This is a genomic window from Vibrio profundi (genome assembly GCF_005281835.1).
GTDB lineage: Bacteria > Pseudomonadota > Gammaproteobacteria > Enterobacterales > Vibrionaceae > Vibrio > Vibrio profundi.
The window spans coordinates 158,723-181,605 of sequence record NZ_RZIS01000008.1; the positions used below are offsets into that span (position 1 = coordinate 158,723).

18 protein-coding genes are annotated in these 22,883 nt (G+C 45.1%); 11 read left to right on the forward strand and 7 right to left on the reverse strand.

All coding sequences use genetic code 11. From position 1 onward, the window contains the following. Positions 1-2 precede the first annotated feature (2 nt). Positions 3-920, reverse strand: a complete 918-nt coding sequence (gene gspC / locus ELZ11_RS18360) for a type II secretion system protein GspC (RefSeq protein ID WP_374939841.1) — start codon at positions 918-920, stop codon at positions 3-5. A 251-nt stretch (positions 921-1,171) separates the two neighbouring features. On the opposite strand from gspC, the gene hslR reads away from it, so the two are divergent. The 4 genes from hslR (at position 1,172) to ELZ11_RS18380 (ending at position 6,538) form a co-directional block, all read left to right on the forward strand. Beyond that, a complete protein-coding gene (gene hslR, locus ELZ11_RS18365; RefSeq protein WP_137358834.1) occupies positions 1,172-1,558 on the forward strand; it encodes a ribosome-associated heat shock protein Hsp15 in 387 nt (128 codons plus the stop codon). Positions 1,559-1,587: 29 nt separating this feature from the next. Next, positions 1,588-2,466: an Hsp33 family molecular chaperone HslO gene (gene hslO, locus ELZ11_RS18370; RefSeq protein ID WP_137358896.1), complete on the forward strand. Its 879-nt coding sequence runs from the start codon at positions 1,588-1,590 to the stop codon at positions 2,464-2,466. A 336-nt stretch (positions 2,467-2,802) separates the two neighbouring features. Continuing rightward, positions 2,803-4,428, forward strand: a complete 1,626-nt coding sequence (gene pckA / locus ELZ11_RS18375; RefSeq protein WP_137358835.1) for a phosphoenolpyruvate carboxykinase (ATP) — start codon at positions 2,803-2,805, stop codon at positions 4,426-4,428. A 151-nt stretch (positions 4,429-4,579) separates the two neighbouring features. Next, positions 4,580-6,538: an AsmA family protein gene (locus ELZ11_RS18380; protein WP_137358836.1), complete on the forward strand. Its 1,959-nt coding sequence runs from the start codon at positions 4,580-4,582 to the stop codon at positions 6,536-6,538. 1 nt (position 6,539) lies between these two features. Here the strand turns inward: ELZ11_RS18380 and ELZ11_RS18385 are convergent, their stop codons facing one another. From ELZ11_RS18385 to ELZ11_RS18395, 3 genes are all read right to left on the reverse strand, one after another. After that, on the reverse strand, positions 6,540-7,481 hold the full coding sequence (locus ELZ11_RS18385) for a bifunctional GNAT family N-acetyltransferase/hotdog fold thioesterase (RefSeq protein ID WP_137358837.1): 942 nt from the start codon (positions 7,479-7,481) through the stop codon (positions 6,540-6,542). 71 nt (positions 7,482-7,552) lie between these two features. Continuing rightward, positions 7,553-7,987, reverse strand: coding sequence for a D-aminoacyl-tRNA deacylase (gene dtd, locus ELZ11_RS18390; protein WP_137358838.1), 435 nt, complete (start codon positions 7,985-7,987; stop codon positions 7,553-7,555). Further along, complete coding sequence (locus tag ELZ11_RS18395) at positions 7,959-8,900, reverse strand: virulence factor BrkB family protein (protein ID WP_137358839.1); 942 nt, start codon at positions 8,898-8,900, stop codon at positions 7,959-7,961. The genes dtd and ELZ11_RS18395 overlap by 29 nt, the downstream gene beginning before the upstream one ends. Before the next feature lie 42 nt (positions 8,901-8,942). Between ELZ11_RS18395 and ELZ11_RS18400 the strand changes: the two genes are divergently transcribed. Then, complete coding sequence (locus ELZ11_RS18400; protein ID WP_137358840.1) at positions 8,943-9,584, forward strand: DUF2959 domain-containing protein; 642 nt, start codon at positions 8,943-8,945, stop codon at positions 9,582-9,584. 95 nt (positions 9,585-9,679) lie between these two features. Here ELZ11_RS18400 and typA read toward each other — a convergent pair whose 3' ends face one another. Next, positions 9,680-11,512 (reverse strand): translational GTPase TypA, encoded by a 1,833-nt coding sequence (gene typA / locus ELZ11_RS18405; RefSeq protein ID WP_137358841.1) that lies wholly within the window; start codon positions 11,510-11,512, stop codon positions 9,680-9,682. A 539-nt stretch (positions 11,513-12,051) separates the two neighbouring features. Here typA and glnA point away from each other — a divergent pair. The 6 genes from glnA (at position 12,052) to add (ending at position 20,683) form a co-directional block, all read left to right on the forward strand. Continuing rightward, positions 12,052-13,461, forward strand: a complete 1,410-nt coding sequence (gene glnA / locus ELZ11_RS18410; RefSeq protein WP_137358842.1) for a glutamate--ammonia ligase — start codon at positions 12,052-12,054, stop codon at positions 13,459-13,461. A gap of 190 nt (positions 13,462-13,651) precedes the next feature. Continuing rightward, the gene (locus tag ELZ11_RS18415; RefSeq protein ID WP_137358843.1) at positions 13,652-14,212 is read left to right on the forward strand and encodes a DUF4124 domain-containing protein; all 561 of its coding nucleotides are present in this window, start codon (positions 13,652-13,654) and stop codon (positions 14,210-14,212) included. 137 nt (positions 14,213-14,349) lie between these two features. Then, positions 14,350-15,426 (forward strand): nitrogen regulation protein NR(II), encoded by a 1,077-nt coding sequence (gene glnL / locus ELZ11_RS18420; RefSeq protein ID WP_308699259.1) that lies wholly within the window; start codon positions 14,350-14,352, stop codon positions 15,424-15,426. 95 nt (positions 15,427-15,521) lie between these two features. Next, positions 15,522-16,925, forward strand: coding sequence for a nitrogen regulation protein NR(I) (gene glnG / locus ELZ11_RS18425; RefSeq protein WP_137358844.1), 1,404 nt, complete (start codon positions 15,522-15,524; stop codon positions 16,923-16,925). Positions 16,926-17,033: 108 nt separating this feature from the next. Further along, positions 17,034-19,571 (forward strand): phosphodiesterase GepA, encoded by a 2,538-nt coding sequence (gepA, locus tag ELZ11_RS18430; protein WP_137358845.1) that lies wholly within the window; start codon positions 17,034-17,036, stop codon positions 19,569-19,571. A 107-nt stretch (positions 19,572-19,678) separates the two neighbouring features. Next, positions 19,679-20,683 carry an adenosine deaminase gene (gene add, locus ELZ11_RS18435; RefSeq protein WP_137358846.1) on the forward strand — a complete coding sequence of 335 codons (1,005 nt, stop codon included), beginning with the start codon at positions 19,679-19,681 and terminating at the stop codon, positions 20,681-20,683. Positions 20,684-20,785: 102 nt separating this feature from the next. Here add and hemN read toward each other — a convergent pair whose 3' ends face one another. Both hemN and ELZ11_RS18445 read right to left on the reverse strand, forming a co-directional pair. Next, positions 20,786-22,177, reverse strand: coding sequence for an oxygen-independent coproporphyrinogen III oxidase (hemN, locus tag ELZ11_RS18440; protein WP_137358847.1), 1,392 nt, complete (start codon positions 22,175-22,177; stop codon positions 20,786-20,788). Positions 22,178-22,388: 211 nt separating this feature from the next. After that, entirely contained in the window at positions 22,389-22,877 is a 489-nt protein-coding gene (locus ELZ11_RS18445; RefSeq protein ID WP_137358848.1) for a DUF2489 domain-containing protein, read from the reverse strand. Positions 22,878-22,883 lie beyond the last annotated feature (6 nt).

Consider the following 22,883-nt stretch of genomic DNA (forward strand, 5'->3'; position numbering starts at 1 on the left):
TTTTAAAATTCAATATAAACATCATGTGGCTGACCATCTCTCTCAACCGTTAAGTTAAGTTCGGTAAGATCTGAGATAGTACGAAAAATAGTACTCATCGCGGCCGGATCCGTTAAATCTTGACCGTTGAGTTGTGTGGCGATATCACCACTTTTTAAACCAACTGAATGAAACAATTCAGGCTCTTTTCCCGGACTCACACGGTAGCCCAACACTTTGCCATCACGCTTAACTTGAGATAAACGCACATACTGGAAAATTTGTTGCGGATCTTTGGTAATCGCCGCTTTAATAGACGATAACTTCTCTTCTTTATCGACCGGATTATTGCCAATCACTGATGATGACGGCTTCGCTTTAGGCTCAGATACTTCCAAACGCTTATATTCGATGCCTTCTAGCATCAAGGTTTCATCACGACCAGAGTTTTCAATGATCACGCGATCAACTAGAACCGCTTTCAGTTTTGCGCGTGTACCTTCGATATCTTCATTAATGCCATACGTCGCTTGTCTACCACGATTTGCGATAACCGCTAAGCTCACTTCTGGGTTAGAGCTTGCCACGACGCCAACCAACACTAAATTGAGGCGGGTCTTAGGCGCATCTTGAACCACAGGCTTTTGAACCACAGGCTTAGATTCGCTATAAGCACCAAATAAGTTACTTTTCTGCAGAGTCGACAGATCCAAAGAAGACGTTGGCTGCTGCGAAGAGGAAACGGACGCTTTCCAAGGGACAATAGATTGCTGTGATGGTTCAATAAACCAAGCGAGCTGGCCTAAAATCCAAGCAGAAATACCCAATAAAATGCAGCAAGCTACCACACTGAGTTTTTGCTGTAATTCAGGACCATTTTGTAACCATCGGCTCAATGAAGGATAACGCTCCAATCCACTTCCGAGCTCTAAAAACTTCACTCGTATCAATCCCTTCTCTTTCAATGAGGTCGTAATGCTACAACGCTCTACTATTTACGTATTTTATATAAGGTGAGGTTTATGGACTATATCACAACCTTTTCAATGTGCTTCATCCCCAAAGCTATTTTGTAGGTTACCTTGAAAAAATGCTGCCTCGACTCCATTGTTAGCTTCAACTACTCAAAATACACTCAGTAATTTGACTAATACGCCGCATTCATCACTTTCTTGAGAGGCTATAAGCCATTATGAAAACCGATAATGAAGCTGTCAGGCTTGATAAATGGCTTTGGGCAGCTCGCTTTTATAAAACCCGTTCAATTGCTCGTAATATGGTCGATGGCGGCAAAGTCCACTATAATGGCCAACGTAGTAAACCGAGTAAAATTGTTGAACTTGGCGCCGTGATTACACTACGCCAAGGAAATGAAGAAAAAACGGTCACAATAGAGAAAATCTCCGCGCATCGCGGTGGGGCTCCAATCGCTCAAACTCTCTATAGTGAAACCGCTGAAAGCTTGGCGAAAAGAGAAGAGTTTGCAAAGCAACGTAAATTGCACGCTCATAGCCCAAGCCCAGAGCGCCGCCCTGATAAAAAGCAGCGTCGCGATATTATTAAATTTAAACATCAATAAGCTGGACCATCCATATGACCACTGAAGTAATGGCAAACAACATTTTAAACCGCTACCTATTTGAAGATCTTTCTGTACGCGGTGAACTGGTACAACTGGATGAAGCGTACCAGCAAATTATTTCTAGCAAGGAATACCCGGCAGCAGTACAAAAACTGCTTGGTGAGCTATTGGTTTCAACCACACTACTGACAGCAACACTAAAGTTTGAAGGCTCAATCACTATGCAGCTACAAGGTGACGGCCCAGTATCTCTTGCTGTCATTAATGGTGACCACGATCAGAAGGTCCGTGGCGTAGCGCGCTTTGAAGGCGAGATCGCTGACGACGCTGGCCTGCACGACATGATGGGTAAAGGTCACCTAGTGATCACTATTACACCTAAGAAAGGCGAGCGTTACCAAGGCGTAGTTGGGTTAGAAGGCGATACACTTTCAGAAGTGCTAGAAGGTTACTTCGCCAATTCAGAACAGCTAAAAACACGCTTATGGATTCGTACAGGTGAATATAATGGTAAGCCGCACGCTGCTGGTATGCTGCTACAAGTGATGCCTGACGGCACTGGTACTCCAAATGATTTCGAGCACCTAGAGCAACTAACAGACACAGTGAAAAACGAAGAGTTATTCTCTCTAGAAGCAAACGAACTGCTTTACCGTTTGTACAACCAAGAGAAAGTACAGCTTTTCACGCCTCAACCAGTAGAGTTCTTCTGCGGATGTTCTCGTGAGCGTAGTGGCTCTGCGATTATTACTGTCGCGAAAGAAGAGATCTACGACATCTTAACTACTGAAGGCAGCGTTGCTCTTCACTGTGATTATTGTGGTACTAACTACTCTTTCGACAAGAGCGATGTTGACGCTTTATATGCCGATGCAGCGGATAAGGGCAATAATACGGTTCATTAATTTACCGCGTTTAGCAAACACGTAATTTACCCAACAAAAGGCCAGCGTAATGCTGGCCTTTTTGTGATCCAAAGCCAGTATTCACGGGGCTTTCACGTAATAAAATCACTGCTTAATTTTAATCAATTAATAATCATTTTGATCTAGCGCAAAGGTTTGCGCACAGGATAAACTAGCCCTACCAATATGTGACGAGACACTTAAAACCTTATGGTTTTTATGGGTATATTTTGAGCTATACCCTGCTTCCCAATCTCGTGACAAGAATGGTGAGCTGATAAAAATAATTACAAATTAATACCAAAATCCCTACAAAATATCCTACAAGGAGCACCTATGACCGTTATGGAACATACAAAGGCTGCACAAATTGATCTTACCAAACACGGGCTAACTGGTGTAACTGAGGTTCTGCGTAACCCAAGTTACGAGCAGTTATTCGTTGAAGAAACACTACCAGGTCTAGAAGGCTACGAAAAAGGTGTAGTCACTGAACTAGGCTCGGTTGCTGTTGACACTGGTATCTTTACTGGACGCTCACCAAAAGATAAATACATCGTAAAAGATGACACTACCCGCGATACCATGTGGTGGTCAGATCAAGGCAAAAACGACAACAAACCTATCACGACTGAAGTATGGAATGAGCTAAAAGAGCTTGTGACAACGCAGCTATCAGGCAAACGCCTGTTTGTGATTGACGGTTATTGTGGTGCTAACCCAGATACGCGTCTTAGCGTACGAATCATTACTGAAGTAGCGTGGCAAGCGCACTTCGTTAAGAACATGTTCATTCGTCCAACTGACGAAGAGCTAGCAACGTTCGAACCTGATTTCGTGGTAATGAACGGTGCTAAAACAACTAACCCTAATTGGGAAAAGCAGGGTCTAAACTCTGAAAACTTCGTTGCTTTCAACCTAACAGAGCGCGTTCAAATCATCGGTGGTACTTGGTACGGCGGTGAGATGAAGAAAGGCATGTTCGCAATGATGAACTACCTACTTCCTCTGCAAGGTATTGCTTCAATGCACTGTAGTGCTAACGTGGGCGAGAAAGGCGATGTAGCGGTATTCTTCGGCCTATCAGGTACAGGTAAAACAACGCTTTCAACCGATCCTAAACGTCAGCTTATCGGTGATGACGAGCACGGTTGGGACGACGATGGTATCTTCAACTTTGAAGGCGGTTGCTACGCAAAAACGATTCGCCTGTCTAAAGAAGCGGAACCAGAAATCTACAACGCGATCCGTCGTGATGCGCTACTAGAAAACGTAACGGTTCGTGGTGATGGTTCTATCGATTTTGATGACGGTTCTAAGACAGAAAACACTCGTGTTTCTTACCCAATTCACCACATCGAGAACATCGTTAAGCCAGTATCAAAAGCAGGTCACGCTCAAAAAGTTATCTTCCTAACTGCAGATGCATTCGGCGTGCTTCCTCCAGTTTCTAAGCTAACGCCAGAGCAAACGAAGTACCACTTCCTATCTGGTTTCACTGCGAAGCTTGCAGGTACGGAGCGTGGCATCACAGAACCAACCCCAACGTTCTCAGCAGCGTTTGGCGCGGCATTCCTAACACTTCACCCAACTCAGTACGCTGAAGTGCTAGTGAAGCGTATGGAAGCAGCGGGGGCGGAAGCTTACCTAGTCAATACAGGTTGGAACGGCACTGGTAAACGTATCTCTATCCAAGATACTCGTGGCATCATCGACGCTATCCTAGATGGCTCAATCGACGAAGCGGATACCAAAGTAATTCCAATGTTCAACCTTGAAGTGCCACTAGCACTGCATGACGTTGACTCTGGTATTCTTGACCCACGCGATACGTACACGGATCCACTTCAGTGGGAAAGCAAGGCGAAAGACCTAGCGGAACGCTTTATCAATAACTTTGATAAGTACACCGACAACGATGAAGGTAAAGCACTAGTAGCAGCAGGTCCTCAGCTAGACTAACGCAGCTACATTGCCTTAAAAGTGATATTTCTGTAGCAAGCCCCTCTTTTGAGGGGCTTTTTTGTTGAAGCCTCGCGTTTTTTGTTCCACTCTATTTGCAACGCATTACGGTCAACCAAAGCCGAAAGTTCATCATGGAGTATTTCAAGGAATGAAGAAGGCGCTCATTACACTCTCGCTGTTACTCATGCTCATCACCGTTTCGATTGGTGGATTCCTTGCTAGCCTGAATACTCAATATGGTGCGCCGGTCATCAATTATGTATTCAACTCTCTATTTAACGTGCCTGTCAAAGTAGAATCGACCAGCGTTAGTATGCCCTATCATCTCACATTATCTGGCGTCGATATCACAGCGAACGACACGCATTATTTAGAACAAGTGGACATTTGGTTCGAGCTAAACAGCCTTACTCAAAGACGACCAATCATTAGCAGCCTACTGATCGATGGAGCCAGCCTTCAGCATGGTCTAGATAACTTCTCGATTCATGATTTCATCGATCAATATCAAGTCACGCTCCACCAGCTGGCGATCAATAACCTCGATTATGCGCAGGATGAGTTCAACTCTCGTGGTGTTAACCTTCAAGTAAAGAACCCTCAGTGGCTTTCTTCGACACAACGCTTTCCTTTTGGTGAACTGCAACTGACTGCCGAGCAAATTTACTGGCACGGTGAAGCGATCGACCGATTGCTTATCGACGCCGACTTTAAGCCTCAAGATAGTACGATTTACGGCAGCTCTTTCACTTGGCGCGGCGCCAAAGTATCAGGGCAAGCTGAGCAGTTCACCCAAAACTGGTCGCTCATTAATGTCACACTCGATGGCCTGATTCTAGACTCAGCTCAAACGACTGAAATCTTCAGCAAGCCTTGGCCAATAGAGCTCATCAATATTAACCACATTAATAGTTTAGACATTATCCGCAGCGACCTGAAAGGGCAAAGCTGGCACTTAGCTGGATTTGATATGTCTGTTGAAAACCTATCACTCCCCTTTAAGCCTTGGCAACAAACACAGGGCGAGCTCTCTATTCAAGCCGAAGGTATTTCCGCCAACCAACAACCGTTGGTAGGCCCGAGTTTAAACTTATCCTTCACGCCTAATCAGATCGCCATCAACCAGTTTTCTGGCCAATGGCAACAAGGAAGGATCCAACTCAATGGCGCACTCACTCCAAACCGAATAGATTTGGCTCAACTATCGCTTCAAGGGATCAAGTGGTCATCAGATCACAAGCAACCAGATCTTCCACTTCCTAGTTGGGTTCAACAGCTCAATGACATCAGCATTCAAGAGCTATCTATCAAACGCAGCCAATTTATCCAACTGGCTGAAGAGCCATTTTGGCAAATATCGGGGTTAGATGTTGAGGGTAAGCAACTTCAGCTGTTATCCCAAGGGAAAGCTGGATTATGGCAAGGAGAACTACGAGCAGCAGTGAACAATGCCAGCTACGATAAAATACTGACCTCTCACGCTGTCGTCGAGATGAACAGTAAACAGGGCCGATGGCAACTTACGCGCCTCTTTGCACCGCTCGCAGAAGGTTATATCGAAGCCGAGGCCAATCTCAATTTTGCTGCGCTCAGCCAACCTTGGAACGTGCTAGTAACTGCAGATGGTATACCGACCCTACCTGTATTCTCTCGATTAGGTTTGCCGGTTGCTTTACACGGCCTCGCGGAATTTGAACTGCAAGCCAAAGGTTTAGTTGGTGATCAAAGCATGCTCGCACACTCTTTGACGGGACAGCTGAACGGCTCTATTCGTAATGCTGGGGTTGAAGTGCCTAATACTGATGAGGAAAAAACCAAAGCACTGCCTGTATCGATCTCAGACATAAAAATTCAGATGGACCGAGGCCGGATTATATTTGAAGGAGTCGATATTACTGGCGAGGAAACCAAAGGTATTGTTGCTGAAGGAGAGGTGGATTTATTGACTCCCGAGCAGCACAAACTGCCGATTAACTTGAATCAAGGATGTTATTCACTTACGGGAGACTTCATCAGTGGTGAGTATCAACAGAACGTCGAGTGTGTTGATACCGATACCATCCACTCCACACCATCGCAAGCCACACCCGAGGATTCAGAGGAGTAAACTACTCCTCATCTGAAGAGGGCTGAGGCTCCTGAAGCACTTTCTTATAATCAGGAAGCAACATGTAAGTCCCCACAAACTCTACCGCGGCCACATCACCACTGTAGATGGTTACGTGAATCACAATACGAGCCTTTCTACCTGAAGCAAGCCTATCTAAATCGCCACTGATCCCGTCTAGTGACGTCGATGCGACTGGGCTTTGCTCGACAGGATGACGATAACGAATATTACTGTCGGCCAGAACGATATCACCACTCAAGCCACGCTCTTTCATCAACAGCCAAGTCATGCCCCAGCCTGTCAATGTTGCCAACGTAAAAGCTGAGCCGGCAAACATGGTGTTGTGAGGGTTTAAGTTAGGGTTTAGCTGAGCACTACATTCAAACTGATAACCTGTGTATTGGTTGATCTTGATGCCCATTTTGTCACTGATCGGGATTTGGTTTTCCCAACGTTCTTGGAGCTCACTACACCATTCAGGACGGCGCAACACATCAGCCATAGGGTCTAGCGGCTTGACCATTTGTTGATGTCGAACTGGACCACGCTGATCATTAATTTCTCCGCGACGCTCAAAGCTGTTTTTCTCATAGAAAGCGATCGCATCTTCACGCGCATTACACACCAAGCGTTTAGCGCCTTCTTGACGGGCTAACGACTCTAGCGCCACCAAAATCAAGGACCCCATACCCTTACTACGACGTGAATTCTTCACAGCCATGTAGCGGATCTGCCCTTCAAAATCAGGAGTAATGTATAAACGGCCAATCGCCATCGGACGTCCACGTCCATCCACAATCATTCGATGGTGGCTCATAGGATCATATTCGTCACGCTCTGAACCGATCGGCATCCGCCAAGGTTCACGTAACATCTGCCAACGAAAGTGGTAATACTTGTTCAGTTGGTTTTCTGTTTTAGGCGTTATTAGTTTAAACATGAATATCCTTAGTGCGGATAACTAGAAAGTCACCAATTGATGTTCTTTTCCATTATCCATTAAAATCCGTTTTATACTTGCAACCAGAATGTCACAGGGCCATCGTTTACCAGTGACACTTTCATATCTGCGGCAAATTGCCCTCTTTCTGTCGGTAATAGCAGTTCGCATTGATCTGAGAAGTAATCGTATAGACGCTCTGCATCAGCAGGATGTGCTCCTTTAGAAAACCCTGCACGTGTACCTTTTTTCGTATCGGCTGGCAAAGTAAATTGCGATACCACCAATACCTTTCCGCCCACCTGCTTCACGTTCAGGTTCATCTTACCGTCATCGTCTTCAAACACACGGTAAGTCGTTACGCGTTCTACCAGGCGTTTCGCTTTCGCTTCATCATCGTCTTTTTCTACGCCTAATAAAACCAGTAGACCTTGGTCGATTTCACCAACAGTATCACCATTTACTCGAACGGCGGCTTCACTTACCCTTTGAATCAGTGCTATCACTGCTTGTTCCTTCTACGACTTCATCTTGCTTATCCGCAGAGTGTACCATTTCTACTTGCTGACTCCACTGTTCACGTTCACCTAATGCTGCTGTGACTTCTGCACCAATCAAAACAATCAACCAACAGAGATAGACCCAAACAAACAAAATAGGAATAGCCGCAAGTGCGCCATAGATCAGCTGGTACGAAGGAAACTGGGTGATATAAGCCGCAAACCCTTTCTTGCTTAACTCAAACAATATCGCGGCAACAAAAGCGCCCAGCACCGCATGCGACACATACACCTTCTTATTTGGCACTAAGAGATATAAGCCAACAAATGCACTAAACGATAAGATGAATGGTAGCCAACGTAGCAGTAAGTTAAATGCACCAGAAATGGTCTCGCTTTCTAGCAATTTCAAAGACGTCACATAAGACGTCGCAGCAATACTCGCCCCAACCAGAATTGGTCCAAGCGTCAAAACCATCCAATACATCGAAAATGAAAAGACCGCTCGGCGTTTTTGCGTCACACGCCATATGTAGTTTAAATTCTTATCAATGTTAGAGATCAGCATTAACGCCGCCACGAATAAAAACACACTACCTACCGCTGTCATTTTGCCAGTGTTAGAGACGAACTCGAGTAACGCGCCATGGACCGCATCTCCAGCAGCCGGAACAAAGTTATTGATAATAAAGTTCTGGAGTACGATGCCTACATCGGCGAATACCGAAAATGACGACAAGATAGACAATAATACTGTCAACATTGGCACAATTGACAGCAATGTAATATAGGCAAGATAACCGGCATTCACATTGACGCGATCATGCTTCATGCGGGTGAGTAGGTATTTAAAAAATGGGATACCCAGTTCAACAACCTTCTGAACTCTCAACTTGTAACTCCCTTGTAACTCGTTCATAGTCCTAATTAATATTCTGCAACTTAACTATAGGAAACTAGGATGCCTTATTTAATTGCTATAGTGCTATCTATTTTTACCTTAACTGGATGTCAGTCTGCATATTATTCCGCGATGGAAAAAGTGGGCTACCACAAGCGTGACATCATGGTTAATCGAGTTGAAGACGCCAAGCAGTCCCAACAAGACGCACAACAAGAATTCTCTAGCGCACTCGAAGTTCTCTCCTCACTCACCAACTTCAACGGTGGAGAGCTTGAAGGTATGTACAACACCATCAACGGCAAATACCAAGACAGTGAACAAGCCGCACAAGATGTCAGCGACCGTATTGCCGCGATAGAAGATGTCTCTGCGGCATTATTCGAAGAATGGCAAGATGAGCTAGACCTTTATACCAGTGATAAATTACGTCGCTCTAGTGAGCAAAAGCTTAACGATACGAAATCTTCCTACAAAGCCATGATTTCAGCGATGAAACGAGCTGAGAAAAAAATGACACCGGTACTCAATACCTTGCGCGATAACACCTTGTACTTGAAGCACAACCTCAACGCTAGTGCCATAGGCGCACTACAAGGGGAGTTTATGACATTAGAACGCGACATCCAATTCGCCATTAAACAGATGAATACTGCAATTGCAGAATCAGATAGGTTTTTGAATAAACTAAAAACCAAATAGGTTAGAAATTCGAAACCTTTATCCAGCACGAATACAAAAAGGGCGAGAAGTGAATCACTTCTCGCCCTTTTCTATACGCTTAAACGTTAGCTAAATTATGCTTTAGCTGGACGTGCTGCACGTTTACGTTCGTTCTCAGTAAGGAACTTCTTACGGATACGAATGTTTTCTGGTGTTACTTCTACTAGTTCATCTTCATCGATAAACTCAAGAGCTTGCTCTAGAGTGTACTTGATAGCAGGAGTAAGAACTTGCGCTTCATCAGTACCTGATGCACGAACGTTAGTTAGCTGCTTACCTTTCAGACAGTTAACTGTTAGGTCGTTTGAACGGTTATGAATACCGATAACTTGACCTTCGTAAACTTCATCCGCGTGCTCAGAGAACAGACGACCGCGCTCTTGCAGGTTGAATAGTGCGTAAGTCAGAGCTTTACCCGTTGCGTTCGAGATTAGAACACCGTTATTACGTTGACCAATTACACCACCTTTGTGTGGACCGTAGTGATCAAATGTATGGTAAAGAAGACCAGAACCTGAAGTTAACGTCATGAACTCAGTTTGGAAACCGATAAGACCACGAGAAGGCATCATGAAGTCCATACGAACACGGCCTTTACCGTCTGGTGCCATGTCAGTCAGCTCACCTTTACGTAGACCGATGTTTTCCATGATACCGCCTTGGTGCTCTTCAAGAACATCAATCGTTACTGTTTCGTACGGTTCCATTAGCTGACCATCTTCTTCTTTGATGATTACTTCTGGACGAGATACCGCAAGTTCGAAACCTTCACGACGCATGTTCTCGATCAGGATAGATAGGTGAAGTTCACCACGACCTGAAACACGGAAACGATCTGGGTTATCAGTTTCTTCAACGCGTAGAGCTACGTTGTGTACTAGTTCTTTTTGTAGACGCTCAAGGATGTTACGTGAAGTCACAAACTTACCTTCTTTACCCGCGAACGGAGAAGTGTTTACTTGGAACGTCATCGTTACTGTTGGTTCATCAACAGAAAGCGGAGTCATTGGCTCAACATTGTTTTGGTCACAGATAGTGTCTGAGATTTTCAGCTCACCAAGACCAGTAATTGCAATGATGTCACCAGCGTTAGCTTGATCCACTTCGTGACGCTCTAGGCCTAGGTAACCAAGAACTGTACCTACTTTACCGTTACGCTGCTTACCGTCAGCACCAACGATAGTCACTTGTTGGTTTGGCTTCACAGAACCACGAGTAACACGAGCAACACCGATTACACCTACGTAAGAGCTGTAATCAAGTTGAGAGATTTGCATTTGAAGTGAACCGTCGATATCAACGTTAGGCGCTTCAACAGTATCTACTACTGCTTGGAACAATGGTTCCATGTTCTCGCCTTCTTCGCCTTCTTCTAAAGAAGCCCAACCGTTAAGCGCTGAAGCGTAAACAACTTTAAAGTCTAGCTGTTCATCAGTCGCACCTAGGTTATCGAATAGGTCAAATACTTGATCCATAACCCAATCAGGACGAGCGCCAGGGCGGTCAATCTTGTTGATTACAACGATTGGCTTAAGGCCGTGTGCGAATGCTTTTTGCGTTACGAAACGAGTTTGAGGCATTGGGCCGTCAACTGCGTCAACGATTAGTAGAACAGAGTCAACCATAGACATAATACGCTCAACTTCGCCACCGAAGTCCGCGTGTCCAGGAGTATCTACGATGTTGATGCGGTAGTCATTCCAGTTAATTGCTGTGTTTTTAGCAAGAATGGTAATGCCACGCTCTTTTTCGATGTCATTCGAATCCATGACACGCTCTTCAGCTTCACCACGAGATTCAAGTGTGCCTGACTGTTGTAGCAGTTTATCAACCAGCGTTGTTTTACCGTGGTCAACGTGCGCGATAATCGCGATATTTCTTAACTTATCGATCTGTGGAGTAGACATGGACTTTCGATTCACTCATAAAAGTAGCCGCACATTACTCACCATCTGAATATGCGCCGCTAGCTTGATTAAAAAAACGGTCAATAATATACCAGATTTTAGAAAAAACCCCAGAGATATGTGATCTCAGACAAGTCTTTTTTCAACTGGCCCGCGTCATGCGTTTGCAATAGTGCTCTGCCAAGCTTGATATCAAACAAATTATAGTCATTGTTTCATCAAATAGAGTCAGATCAGAAAAAAGTGGATTGACAACAAACTGAAATCATTGCTGAATGGTATGCGCTTGTGACTCATATTGGTGCACTCACACTCAATTGCACCATTTAAGTGCACCCAATGATCAATTTGGTGCATTTAAATACTTCAAAAGAGCCACAAACAACGCAAAGCCTTGAAATTAAGGGAATAATTTTTTTGGCACGATTTTGGCTTTAGCTAAAACAGCATCGATTAATGCAATTCAATAGACATTAATCAATGCTAGTTTCAACCGAATCGAGCTAATACCGCTTTAATAACACTGGAGGTTATCCAAGATGTCAGTAGAAAATGTACTATCGCTGATCCAAGAAAACGAAGTTAAGTTTGTTGACCTACGCTTTACTGATACTAAAGGTAAAGAGCAACATATCTCTCTACCTGCACACCAAGTCGACGCAGACTTCTTCGAAGAAGGCAAAATGTTCGATGGTTCTTCAGTAGCTGGTTGGAAAGGTATCAACGAATCTGACATGGTAATGATGCCAGATGCTGCATCTGCAGTTCTTGACCCTTTCACTGAAGATGCAACGCTAAACATTCGTTGTGACATTCTTGAGCCTGCAACTATGCAAGGCTACGACCGTGACCCACGTTCAATCGCAAAACGCTCAGAAGAGTACATGCGTTCAACAGGTATCGCAGACACAGTTCTAATCGGTCCTGAGCCAGAGTTCTTCCTATTTGACGATGTTAAGTTCGCAACTGACATGTCAGGTTCATTCTTCAAAATTGACGACGTAGAAGCAGCTTGGAACACAGGTTCTGACTTCGAGGGCGGTAACAAAGGTCACCGTCCAGGCGTTAAAGGCGGTTACTTCCCAGTAGCTCCTGTCGATTCTTCTCAAGACATCCGTTCTGCAATGTGTCTAGTAATGGAAGAGATGGGTCTAGTTGTTGAAGCTCACCACCACGAAGTAGCAACTGCGGGTCAAAACGAAATCGCTACTCGTTTCAACACGCTAACAACAAAAGCTGATGAGACTCAAATCTACAAGTACGTTGTACACAACGTTGCTCACGCATTTGGTAAAACAGCGACATTCATGCCTAAGCCACTTGTAGGTGATAACGGTTCTGGTATGCACGTTCACCAATCTCTAGCAAAAGACGGTGTGAACCTATTTGCAGGTGATAAGTACGGCGGTCTATCTGAAACTGCCCTTTACTACATCGGTGGTGTAATCAAGCACGCTCGCGCAATCAACGCATTTGCGAACCCATCAACTAACTCGTACAAGCGTCTTGTACCAGGCTTCGAAGCACCTGTTATGCTAGCTTACTCAGCTCGTAACCGTTCTGCTTCTATCCGTATCCCAGTAGTACCAAGCCCTAAAGCACGTCGTATCGAGCTACGTTTTGGTGACCCAGCAGCGAACCCATACCTATGCTACTCTGCAATGCTAATGGCTGGTCTTGACGGTATTAAGAACAAGATCCACCCAGGTGAAGCTATGGATAAAGATCTATACGACCTACCTGCAGAAGAAGCAGCAGAAATCCCAACAGTTGCAGAATCTCTACAACAAGCACTAGCTGAGCTAGACGCTGACCGTGAATTCCTAACAGCTGGCGGCGTATTCTCTGATGACTTCATCGATTCTTACATCGCTCTTAAGTCGCAAGACGTAGAGAAAGTAAACATGACAACTCACCCACTTGAGTTTGAACTTTACTACTCGGTTTAATCACCGCTGATGTAAAATGTAAGCATCAATACAATTTATTAGGCTCGCCTCGCAGGCGAGCCTTTTTTGTATTTGCCCATAATATTCACCCTCGTAACATACCCTCGACATTCTGTCAGCGCTCCAAGAAGCACCATCTAAATAATAATACTCAGCAATACGTAAAATCACCCGACCGAGGTAGCGAAGCATGCGAAACAAGCTAACCCTAATTGTGATGGCGTTGTGTCTCACTCTGAACACACAAGCGCAAACCGTCTATACATGGGAAGATGAAAACGGAGTGCTTCACTTCAGTGATACACCGCTAGAAAGCAATGCCAAAAAGCTGATACTGCCTGACTACAAAGCCTCTGCCCCCGCGCCTAAATTCGAGAACTCAACGCCTGTCGATACGCCCAAAAGCACTCTACGCATTTCACCACTTCACACCAAAAGCGTGAACGAACCCAGCAAACCTTTGGCGTTAGAGCTTACTCTGCAAACTCCGCAACACGATCAAACGCTGCGCAGCAATCAAGGCTTGATTGATATACAGATCGCTACCAATCGAAAGCTAGGAATTGGAGAACAATTACAACTGGTGCTTGATGGACGGCGCTATGGTGCACCTCAAATCCAGTTTAATTGGCAATTGAAAAACGTTGATCGAGGTGCGCATACTATTTCAATTCAAGCACATAGAAGCGGCAAGCTTATTGCATCGTCTAGACCTGTGACTGTGTATTTACACCGTGCAACGGTCAAGTAAGGCAATAGGGCATAAACGAGTGAGTAAACTGGCCTAAATCGGGTCAATCTTCTTTAGCTTCTGGTTTTTATGCGCCATACTTGAATTCACACGCACCATAATGGTGCACACACGTGAATTAGGACAAGGACGCCATAGTGAACATAAAAGCTCAAAGAGATAGTCTGAACAATGAAGGCTTATCGAGTGCCATCCTCGATAACATGGTGACCGCTACTCTAATGCTGGATGAAGAGCTGTTCATTCGCTACACCAACCCAGCCGCTGAGCAGCTGTTTTCTCAGAGCGCCAAGCGCATGGTCGATCATCCTCTCAGCCAACTCATTCAGCACGCATCCCTTGACCTCGCCCTCTTAACACAGCCACTGCAAAGCGGACAAAGCATTACCGATAGCGATGTGACTTTTGTGGTCGACAATAAACCTCTGATGCTTGAAGTCACTGTCAGCCCTATATCTTGGAAAAAAGAGCTTATGCTGTTGGTCGAAATGAGAAAGATTGATCAACAACGCCGTTTAAGCCAAGAACTCAACCAACATGCACAACAACAAGCAGCGAAGCTGTTAGTGCGTGGTTTGGCGCATGAAATAAAGAACCCGTTGGGTGGCTTAAGAGGGGCGGCACAACTGCTTGGAAAGATGCTTCCCGATCAATCCCTTACTGAATACACTCAGATCATTATTGAGCAAGCAGACCGACTACGAGCACTGGTTGATCGCTTACTTGGCCCGCAAAAGCCTGGCAAGAAAACATCTGAGAACCTCCACCAAACCTTAGAGAAAGTGCGTCAGCTTGTGGAATTAGAAGCAGGACCCGCGCTGACCATCGAACGAGATTACGACCCTAGCTTACCTGATTTAATGATGGACGCAGCACAAGTCGAACAAGCAATGCTCAACATTGTTAGTAATGCGGCGCAGATACTTTCTGCACAAGAACATGGCAAAATTCTCATTCGCACCAGAACGGTGCACCAAGCCAACATTCATGGGCAACGTCATAAACTGGCGGCTCGCGTAGAGATCATCGACAACGGCCCTGGCATTCCTCATGAATTACAAGACACCTTATTTTATCCAATGGTCAGCGGCCGAGAAGGTGGCACTGGGCTTGGGTTATCTATCTCACAAAATTTAATCGATCAGCATAATGGCAAGATCGACGTCGAAAGTTGGCCTGGCCATACGACTTTCACCATTTATTTACCGATTTAGTACGCGTTCGTCAGCTCGAACAATAACAACGAACGACCGCGATCATCACAGAATTTTAGACATGACATTTAGCGTCTGCTGCAAAGGATTTAATTATGAGTAAAGGATACGTATGGGTTGTTGATGACGACAGTTCAATTCGTTGGGTCGTTGAAAAGACACTATCTTCTGCCAATATCAAATGCGAAACATTTGCCGACGCCGAAAGTGTGTTGATGGCGCTTGAGCGCGAAACACCAGATGTGCTGGTATCTGATATTCGCATGCCTGGGATCGATGGTATTGAACTGCTAAACCAAGTGCATCAACGCTCTCCTGACTTACCTGTGATCATTATGACCGCGCACTCGGATTTAGATGCGGCGGTCAATGCGTATCAACAAGGTGCGTTTGAATACTTGCCAAAACCTTTTGATATCGATGAAACCTTAACCCTAGTCGAACGTGCCATTGCGCATAGCCATGAACAAAAACGCGGCCAAGTAAGTGAAGAAGCGTTAAATACCAATGCGCCTGAAATCATTGGTGAAGCACCGGCAATGCAAGAAGTGTTTCGAGCGATTGGCCGCTTATCCCGCTCATCAATATCCGTATTGATCAACGGTGAGTCCGGTACTGGTAAGGAATTAGTCGCGCACGCCCTTCACCGCCACAGCCCCCGCGCCAGTAAACCTTTTATCGCCTTAAATATGGCTGCAATACCTAAAGACTTAATTGAATCTGAGTTATTTGGTCACGAAAAAGGAGCCTTTACGGGAGCAAATAGTGTACGCCAAGGTCGATTCGAACAAGCTAATGGCGGCACACTTTTCTTAGATGAAATCGGTGACATGCCGCTAGATATCCAAACGCGCCTGCTACGTGTATTGTCTGATGGTCAGTTCTATCGCGTCGGTGGACACTCTGCTGTAAAAGTGGATGTGCGAATCGTTGCTGCCACCCACCAAAACTTAGAACGCTTAGTTCACGAAGGCGAGTTCCGAGAAGATTTATTCCACCGTCTAAACGTTATTCGCATCCATATTCCCGCGCTAAGAGAACGTAAGCAAGATATCGAAAAGCTTACCCAGCACTTCTTAATGTTAGCGGCTGAAGAATTAGGAGTAGAAGTCAAAACTCTGCATTCAGATACCGTCACCATTTTAAATCGACTGAATTGGCCAGGTAATGTCCGACAACTAGAAAATATCTGCCGTTGGCTAACCGTGATGGCTAGTGGTAGCGAAATACTGCCTAACGATTTACCTCCCGAACTACTCGACGAAAAGCCTGCAAGCGTGTCTCCAGGAACCGATAGCTGGCAAGAACAGCTGTCCAATTGGGCAAAGTGTGCACTCGATTCAGGAGAAAAAGAGCTGCTTTCTTATGCACTCCCAGAATTTGAACGTATACTTTTAGAAGCCGCTCTCGACCATACCAAAGGTCACAAACAAGACGCAGCAAAAGTACTTGGTTGGGGGAGAAACACGCTAACTAGGAAATTAAAAGAACTGTATTGACCCATATATGACTAAGGTTGCAGCTATTTTTTAATCAAAAAAAGGCTCGCGGCGCCAATTACGAGTGGGTACAATTACAGTACAACATACACCAACTTGTAGCTTAGCATGCCGATAAAAACGCAAATTACACTAAGAACTGCCGTTGTTCTGCCGTTTGTGATGATTTTCCTTCTCACTATTGGTGTAATTGTGCTTGCTCAAAAAAGCAGCTACGAGGAGATGGTTAATGATATTAGCGCTAAACAGCTGACATCATTAACCGCCAATGTAAATAAAAGCCTGAGTACCTTCTTACAAGAGCCATTCAATGCGGCACTGGCATTGAGCCACAGCATTGGCTTTAATCACCAATACCAAGCAGGCAATCTAGACGTTATCCAAGATTACATGCTAGATAGCTTTACCGACTTATACCAAACCATTCCTCAGCTTGACGTGCTCGGCTTTGGATCCGAAGCAACTAACTATGTAGGCTTTCGTAAAGAGTCCAATGCTGGCTACACCTTGATGTTGCAAGACTCACGTACCAACGACCAATTGGTCATTTATCGCGGCCGCCAAATGACCAGCGATATTCGCTCTGTCATCACAGGTTATGACCCACGAATCCGCCCTTGGTACGCGCCGGTGGCCGAAGTTCGACGACCAGCTTGGTCTTCTATTTATGCCAATGTTGATGAACGCCAAGAAATTACCTTGTCCGCGTTATCGCCCGTTTATGATGATAGCGAGTTCATCGGCGTGTTCGTAGCCGACATCAAAATCGATACTTTCAACGCATTTCTAAAATCACTTAAAGAGAAAACCAACGCGTCGGTTTACATCATCGACCAAGAACAGCGATTGGTCGCGCATTCAAGCGGTGGAAGTGTGGTGTCTTGGGGAACGAATAACACCGAAAAAGGCGTGCGTTTGCTGGCAACTGAAAGCACCAATCCTATCATTCGCCAAAGCGCTGATTATGTACACGATCACCAGTACACCGATACACAATATGTCCATCGCTTTGATTTTGATTTAAATGGTGAGCGTTACTTCAGCCAAATCACTCCTTATAAAGATGAATTTGGTCTCACGTGGTACATCGGTATGTCGATCTCAGAAAGCGATTTGCTCGGACAACTACCAGAGAGTCAGAAAAACAGCTGGATTATCGGTTTGGTGGTCAGCTTAATCGGCATATTTATTGGTTTATTCGCTTTCAATCGTATCACTCGCCCTATCACTTCCACGGCAGCAGCAGCCAAGCACTTGGCCAATGGTGACTGGGAAAGTCACATGCCAAAACCAGGTAATATCTACGAAACCAGTTTACTGGTACACGCCTTTAATGAAATGGCGAATAACTTAAAAGCGTCCTTTAATGCGCTGCAGGCACAACTGACCTACGACTCCCTGACTCAGCTGTATAGCCGTGAAGGCTTGTTAAAAGCCAGTGAAAAAATCAATGCCACCAGCTCTGGCAGCCTATATTTGCTCGGCATAGATCGTTTTCGTGATATCAATGATAGCCTTGGTCATCATAATGGTGATCAACTGTTAGTCATCGCCGCTTCACGTTTACAAAGCACCTTACCTAGCGAGTACTTAATCGCTCGCGGAGGCGACGAATTCGCCATCTACGCACCACATGTCACCGACCAAGAAGACATTAACCTGCTGGCGAACCGCTTACTGCAGACCTTTGCTTCACCGTTTTGTATGGAAAACGACAATATCATCGTCAATGTGTCCGTGGGCGTTGTGAGTACTTCACCAAGTAAAGACATGACGGCTTGGCTTAGAAACAGCAGTATTGCGCTTAGCAAAGCCAAACAAGATAAAGCGAGTATCAGTCACTACAGCCCAGAGATGGCAGATGCGTCACGTAACCGTACTAAAATGTTGGCGCGCATTAACTCCGCCATCGAGCAACAAGAGTTCATCCCTTTCTATCAGCCCATCATCGATCTGGAAACGGGGGAGACCGTTGGCGCTGAAGCTTTGGCTCGCTGGATAAGCCAACAAGGGGTGATATCTCCTCTCGAGTTCATCCCATTAGCAGAAGATACCGGTTTGATCAGCGATATCGGTCGTCAAATTCTATTCAAAGCCTGCCGAGATACCGCTTCAGCGATTGAATCTGGCAAGTGGCCGGCTAACTTCGCGATTCACGTTAATCTTTCGGTCGACCAACTGTCGCAAGATAACTTCTTAAGCGACGTTAAACATATTCTGGAAACAACCAAGCTCAACCCGAATAATCTGACCTTAGAAATCACAGAATCACGTATTGCGGACAACGATCCAACGATCATTGATAACATGCTCGCACTCAAGGCGTTAGGAATTTGGATTGCGATTGACGATTTTGGTACTGGCTACTCTTCTTTAGCTTACCTACATAAACTGCCATTTGATTGTTTAAAAATCGACCGCAGTTTCGTCAGCAAGCTAGAGCAGGAAAACCTCGACAGCTCTATCGTGGCCGCCATTGTTAATATCACGAAAGGCTTTAAAGTGAACTTGGTCGCCGAAGGTGTAGAAACGCCACAGCAGGCCGAACTGCTCTGCCAATTACAATGCCCTCAAGCTCAGGGCTTCCTCTACAGCCGCCCGGTACCTTTTGAAGATTGGCCAACAGATTTGGTTAACATGAAGTAGAAAACAGCGAAAATTGCTGTTTTCATACGCTTTTGTTGCTGACACTTTTTCGATTCATTTTATACTGATATAACCCACACACATTTTTCAATCTGGAAATAGTCATAATGATAACTAAAAATTTACCCCTTACTGATCTACACCGCCACCTAGACGGTAATATTCGTACTCAAACTATTCTAGATTTAGGCCAAAAGTTTGGTGTGGCATTACCTGCCTACGACGTCGAAGCACTGACTCCTCACGTACAAATCGTTGAAGCTGAGCCTTCACTGGTGGCATTCCTATCTAAGCTAGACTGGGGTGTTGCGGTACTAGGCGACCTTGACGCTTGCCGCCGAGTGGCTTATGAAAATGTAGAAGATGCGCTTAACGCTCAAATTGATTACGCTGAACTGCGTTTTTCTCCTTACTACATGGCAATGAAGCACAAACTTCCTGTAGCAGGCGTGGTCGAAGCGGTTGTCGATGGTGTCGAAGCGGGTATGCGTGACTTTGGGGTAAAAACGAACCTTATCGGTATCATGAGTCGTACTTTCGGTACTGATGCATGCCAACAAGAACTTAATGGCATCTTAACTCAAAAAGATAAAATCGTAGCGGTTGACCTTGCAGGTGACGAGCTAGGCCAACCAGGCGATCGATTCGTAACGCATTTTAATCAAGTACGTGATGCTGGCATGAATGTAACAGTACACGCTGGTGAAGCTGCAGGTGCAGAAAGCATGTGGCAAGCGATCCAAGAGCTAGGTGCAACACGTATTGGCCACGGCGTGAAAGCGATTCACGATCCAAAACTAATGGATTACCTTGCAGAAAACGGCATTGGTATTGAGTCTTGCTTAACATCTAACTTCCAAACTAGTACCGTTGATTCACTAGAAAACCACCCAGTGAAGCAGTTCCTTGAGCACGGCGTGAAAGCGTGTTTGAACACCGATGATCCTGCAGTAGAAGGTATCGAACTGCCACACGAATATGAAGTCGCAGCACCTCAAGCGGGCCTAAGCCAAGAACAGATTCGCCAAGCGCAAATCAACGGCCTTGACCTAGCTTTCATCTCTGATGCTGAGAAACAAGAGCTGAAAGACAAAGTTGCAAACCGCGCTTAAGCAAATTTAGTAAGCGATAGGCTCACGTTTATGAGCCTACCGAAAAACAAAAAAGCCCGCATTTTATGATGCGGGCTTTTTATTATCTGAATCTCGCTAAAACTAAATCACGCGAGAAAACTGCTGCTGACGCGCTTTCGCTCGAAGGTACTTGTCGAAGCACATACAGATATTACGAATTAACAAACGGCCACGCAGAGTCACGCGAATTTCGTGGTCATCCACCTCCACCAGCTGATCATCAATAAATGTCTGTAGCAATTGAAGGTCTTCTTTGAAGTACTGGTTAAACGTTACTTTAAACTCGGATTCAATTTGAGTCTTATCCAGCTTAAAATTACAAATTAACTGCTTAATCACTTCACGACGCAGTAAGTCATCCGCGTCTAGTGCCACGCCTTTCCATAATGCATGACGTAAATCGTTCACTTGAGCGTAGTACTTCTTGAGCTCTTTTTGGTTTTGCGCGTAAGCGTCGCCCATCATAGAGATAGCAGACACACCAAAGCCTACGAGATCGGCCTCACCCTGCGTGGTGTAGCCTTGGAAGTTACGGTGCAAAACGCCTTCACGCTGTGCAACGGCTAGCTCGTCATCAGGTAGAGCAAAGTGATCCATACCGATAAACTGGTAGCCGGCACCCGTTAAGGTTGAAATCGTATCTTGCAGAATCGCCATTTTCTCTTCAGCGATCGGTAGATCGTCATCTTTAATTTTACGCTGCGCCGCAAACAGCTGAGGCATGTGGGCGTAGTTAAACACCGATAAACGCCCTGGTTGCATTTCTAATACTTGTTTCAAAGTCTCGGCAAAAGACTCTTTTGTTTGCTTTGGTAAGCCGTAGATTAAATCCAGGTTAGTTGAGCGGAACCCAAGTTCTTTTGCGCGCTGTACCATAGCGATAATGAATTCTTCATCTTGCTCACGGTTCACTAGCTTCTGCACTTCTTTATTGAAGTCTTGAACACCAATGCTTAAACGGTTGAATCCTTCACTGCGTAAGTGATCCAGCATGTCTAATTCAATTTCACGCGGATCCACTTCAATACTGATTTCTGCATCGCCTTCAAAGTTGAATTCATCATGAAGGATAGCCATCAAGCGCGAGATTTGTTCTTTACTTAGGAAGGTTGGCGTACCACCACCAAAATGCAATTGCGTGACTTTTCGGCCATGTAACAAGGAAGCGCGTTGACGGATCTCATGCTCAATCACATCCAGATATTCATCGGCTTTGTGTGAGTGACGAGTGATGACTTTGTTACAACCGCAGTAGTAACAAAGCTTATGACAAAATGGGATATGTACGTAAAGCGACAACGGACGGTCTGGGTACTGAGTACACGCCATGTCATAGTCGGCTACTGTGAACGCTTCATGAAACTCTAACGCTGTTGGGTAAGAGGTATAACGCGGTCCAGAATAGTTATACTTGTCTAAGATGGCTTGATCCCAAACGATTTGCTGATTGGTTACTACTGGCTGACTCGACATGATGGTACTTCCGGTTAAGATCAGTGAGCATTTGAGTAAGCTCAATAATCATTTACATACATTAAATATAGACTGGCTATTTTGCCATACGACTTTCTATGTCGTTTGATGCGAAAACAAGTTTTGGTGAAAAATATTCAGAACTGCTAGCGTGATCACTCACACTAGGTTAGGAACAAAAAGGCCTACTGGAGCCAGTAAGCCTTAATAGTTAGATCATTTGAATGTTGATTTGATTATTCATTGGCTTCACTTTCTTTTGAAGCTGTTTTAACTCATCAATAATCGCGTCATTCAAGCGAGTTTCTGCTTTGTGGCGAGCCAAGTTTTGCTGCATTCGCTCTTTTTTCACGAGTGCTTGTCTGTCTTCACCACGCGCCATGTCTTTAACCACATGGAATAGCTCAGAAAGGGCTGGGTACTCGACTTCAAAATCAACACGCTCATCACCTTGAACGTAGTCCATGATGTTATAGATGCGAATGCTGATTTCAGACAAATCGCACTGACCCTGAATTCCCGCTAAGCACAGCGTATTCACGTTGTCGTAAATATTCGCGTTACGTTTTTCAATCGCTAACGCTTTATGCTGCTCTTGCAGTTCCGTCTGCTTCTTAACTTGAAGAAGAAGGTAACCTGCATATGCACCTAAGCCGAGAATGATCAATCCACCAACAATGGCTAATAAGGTTACGTTCATCAGGCT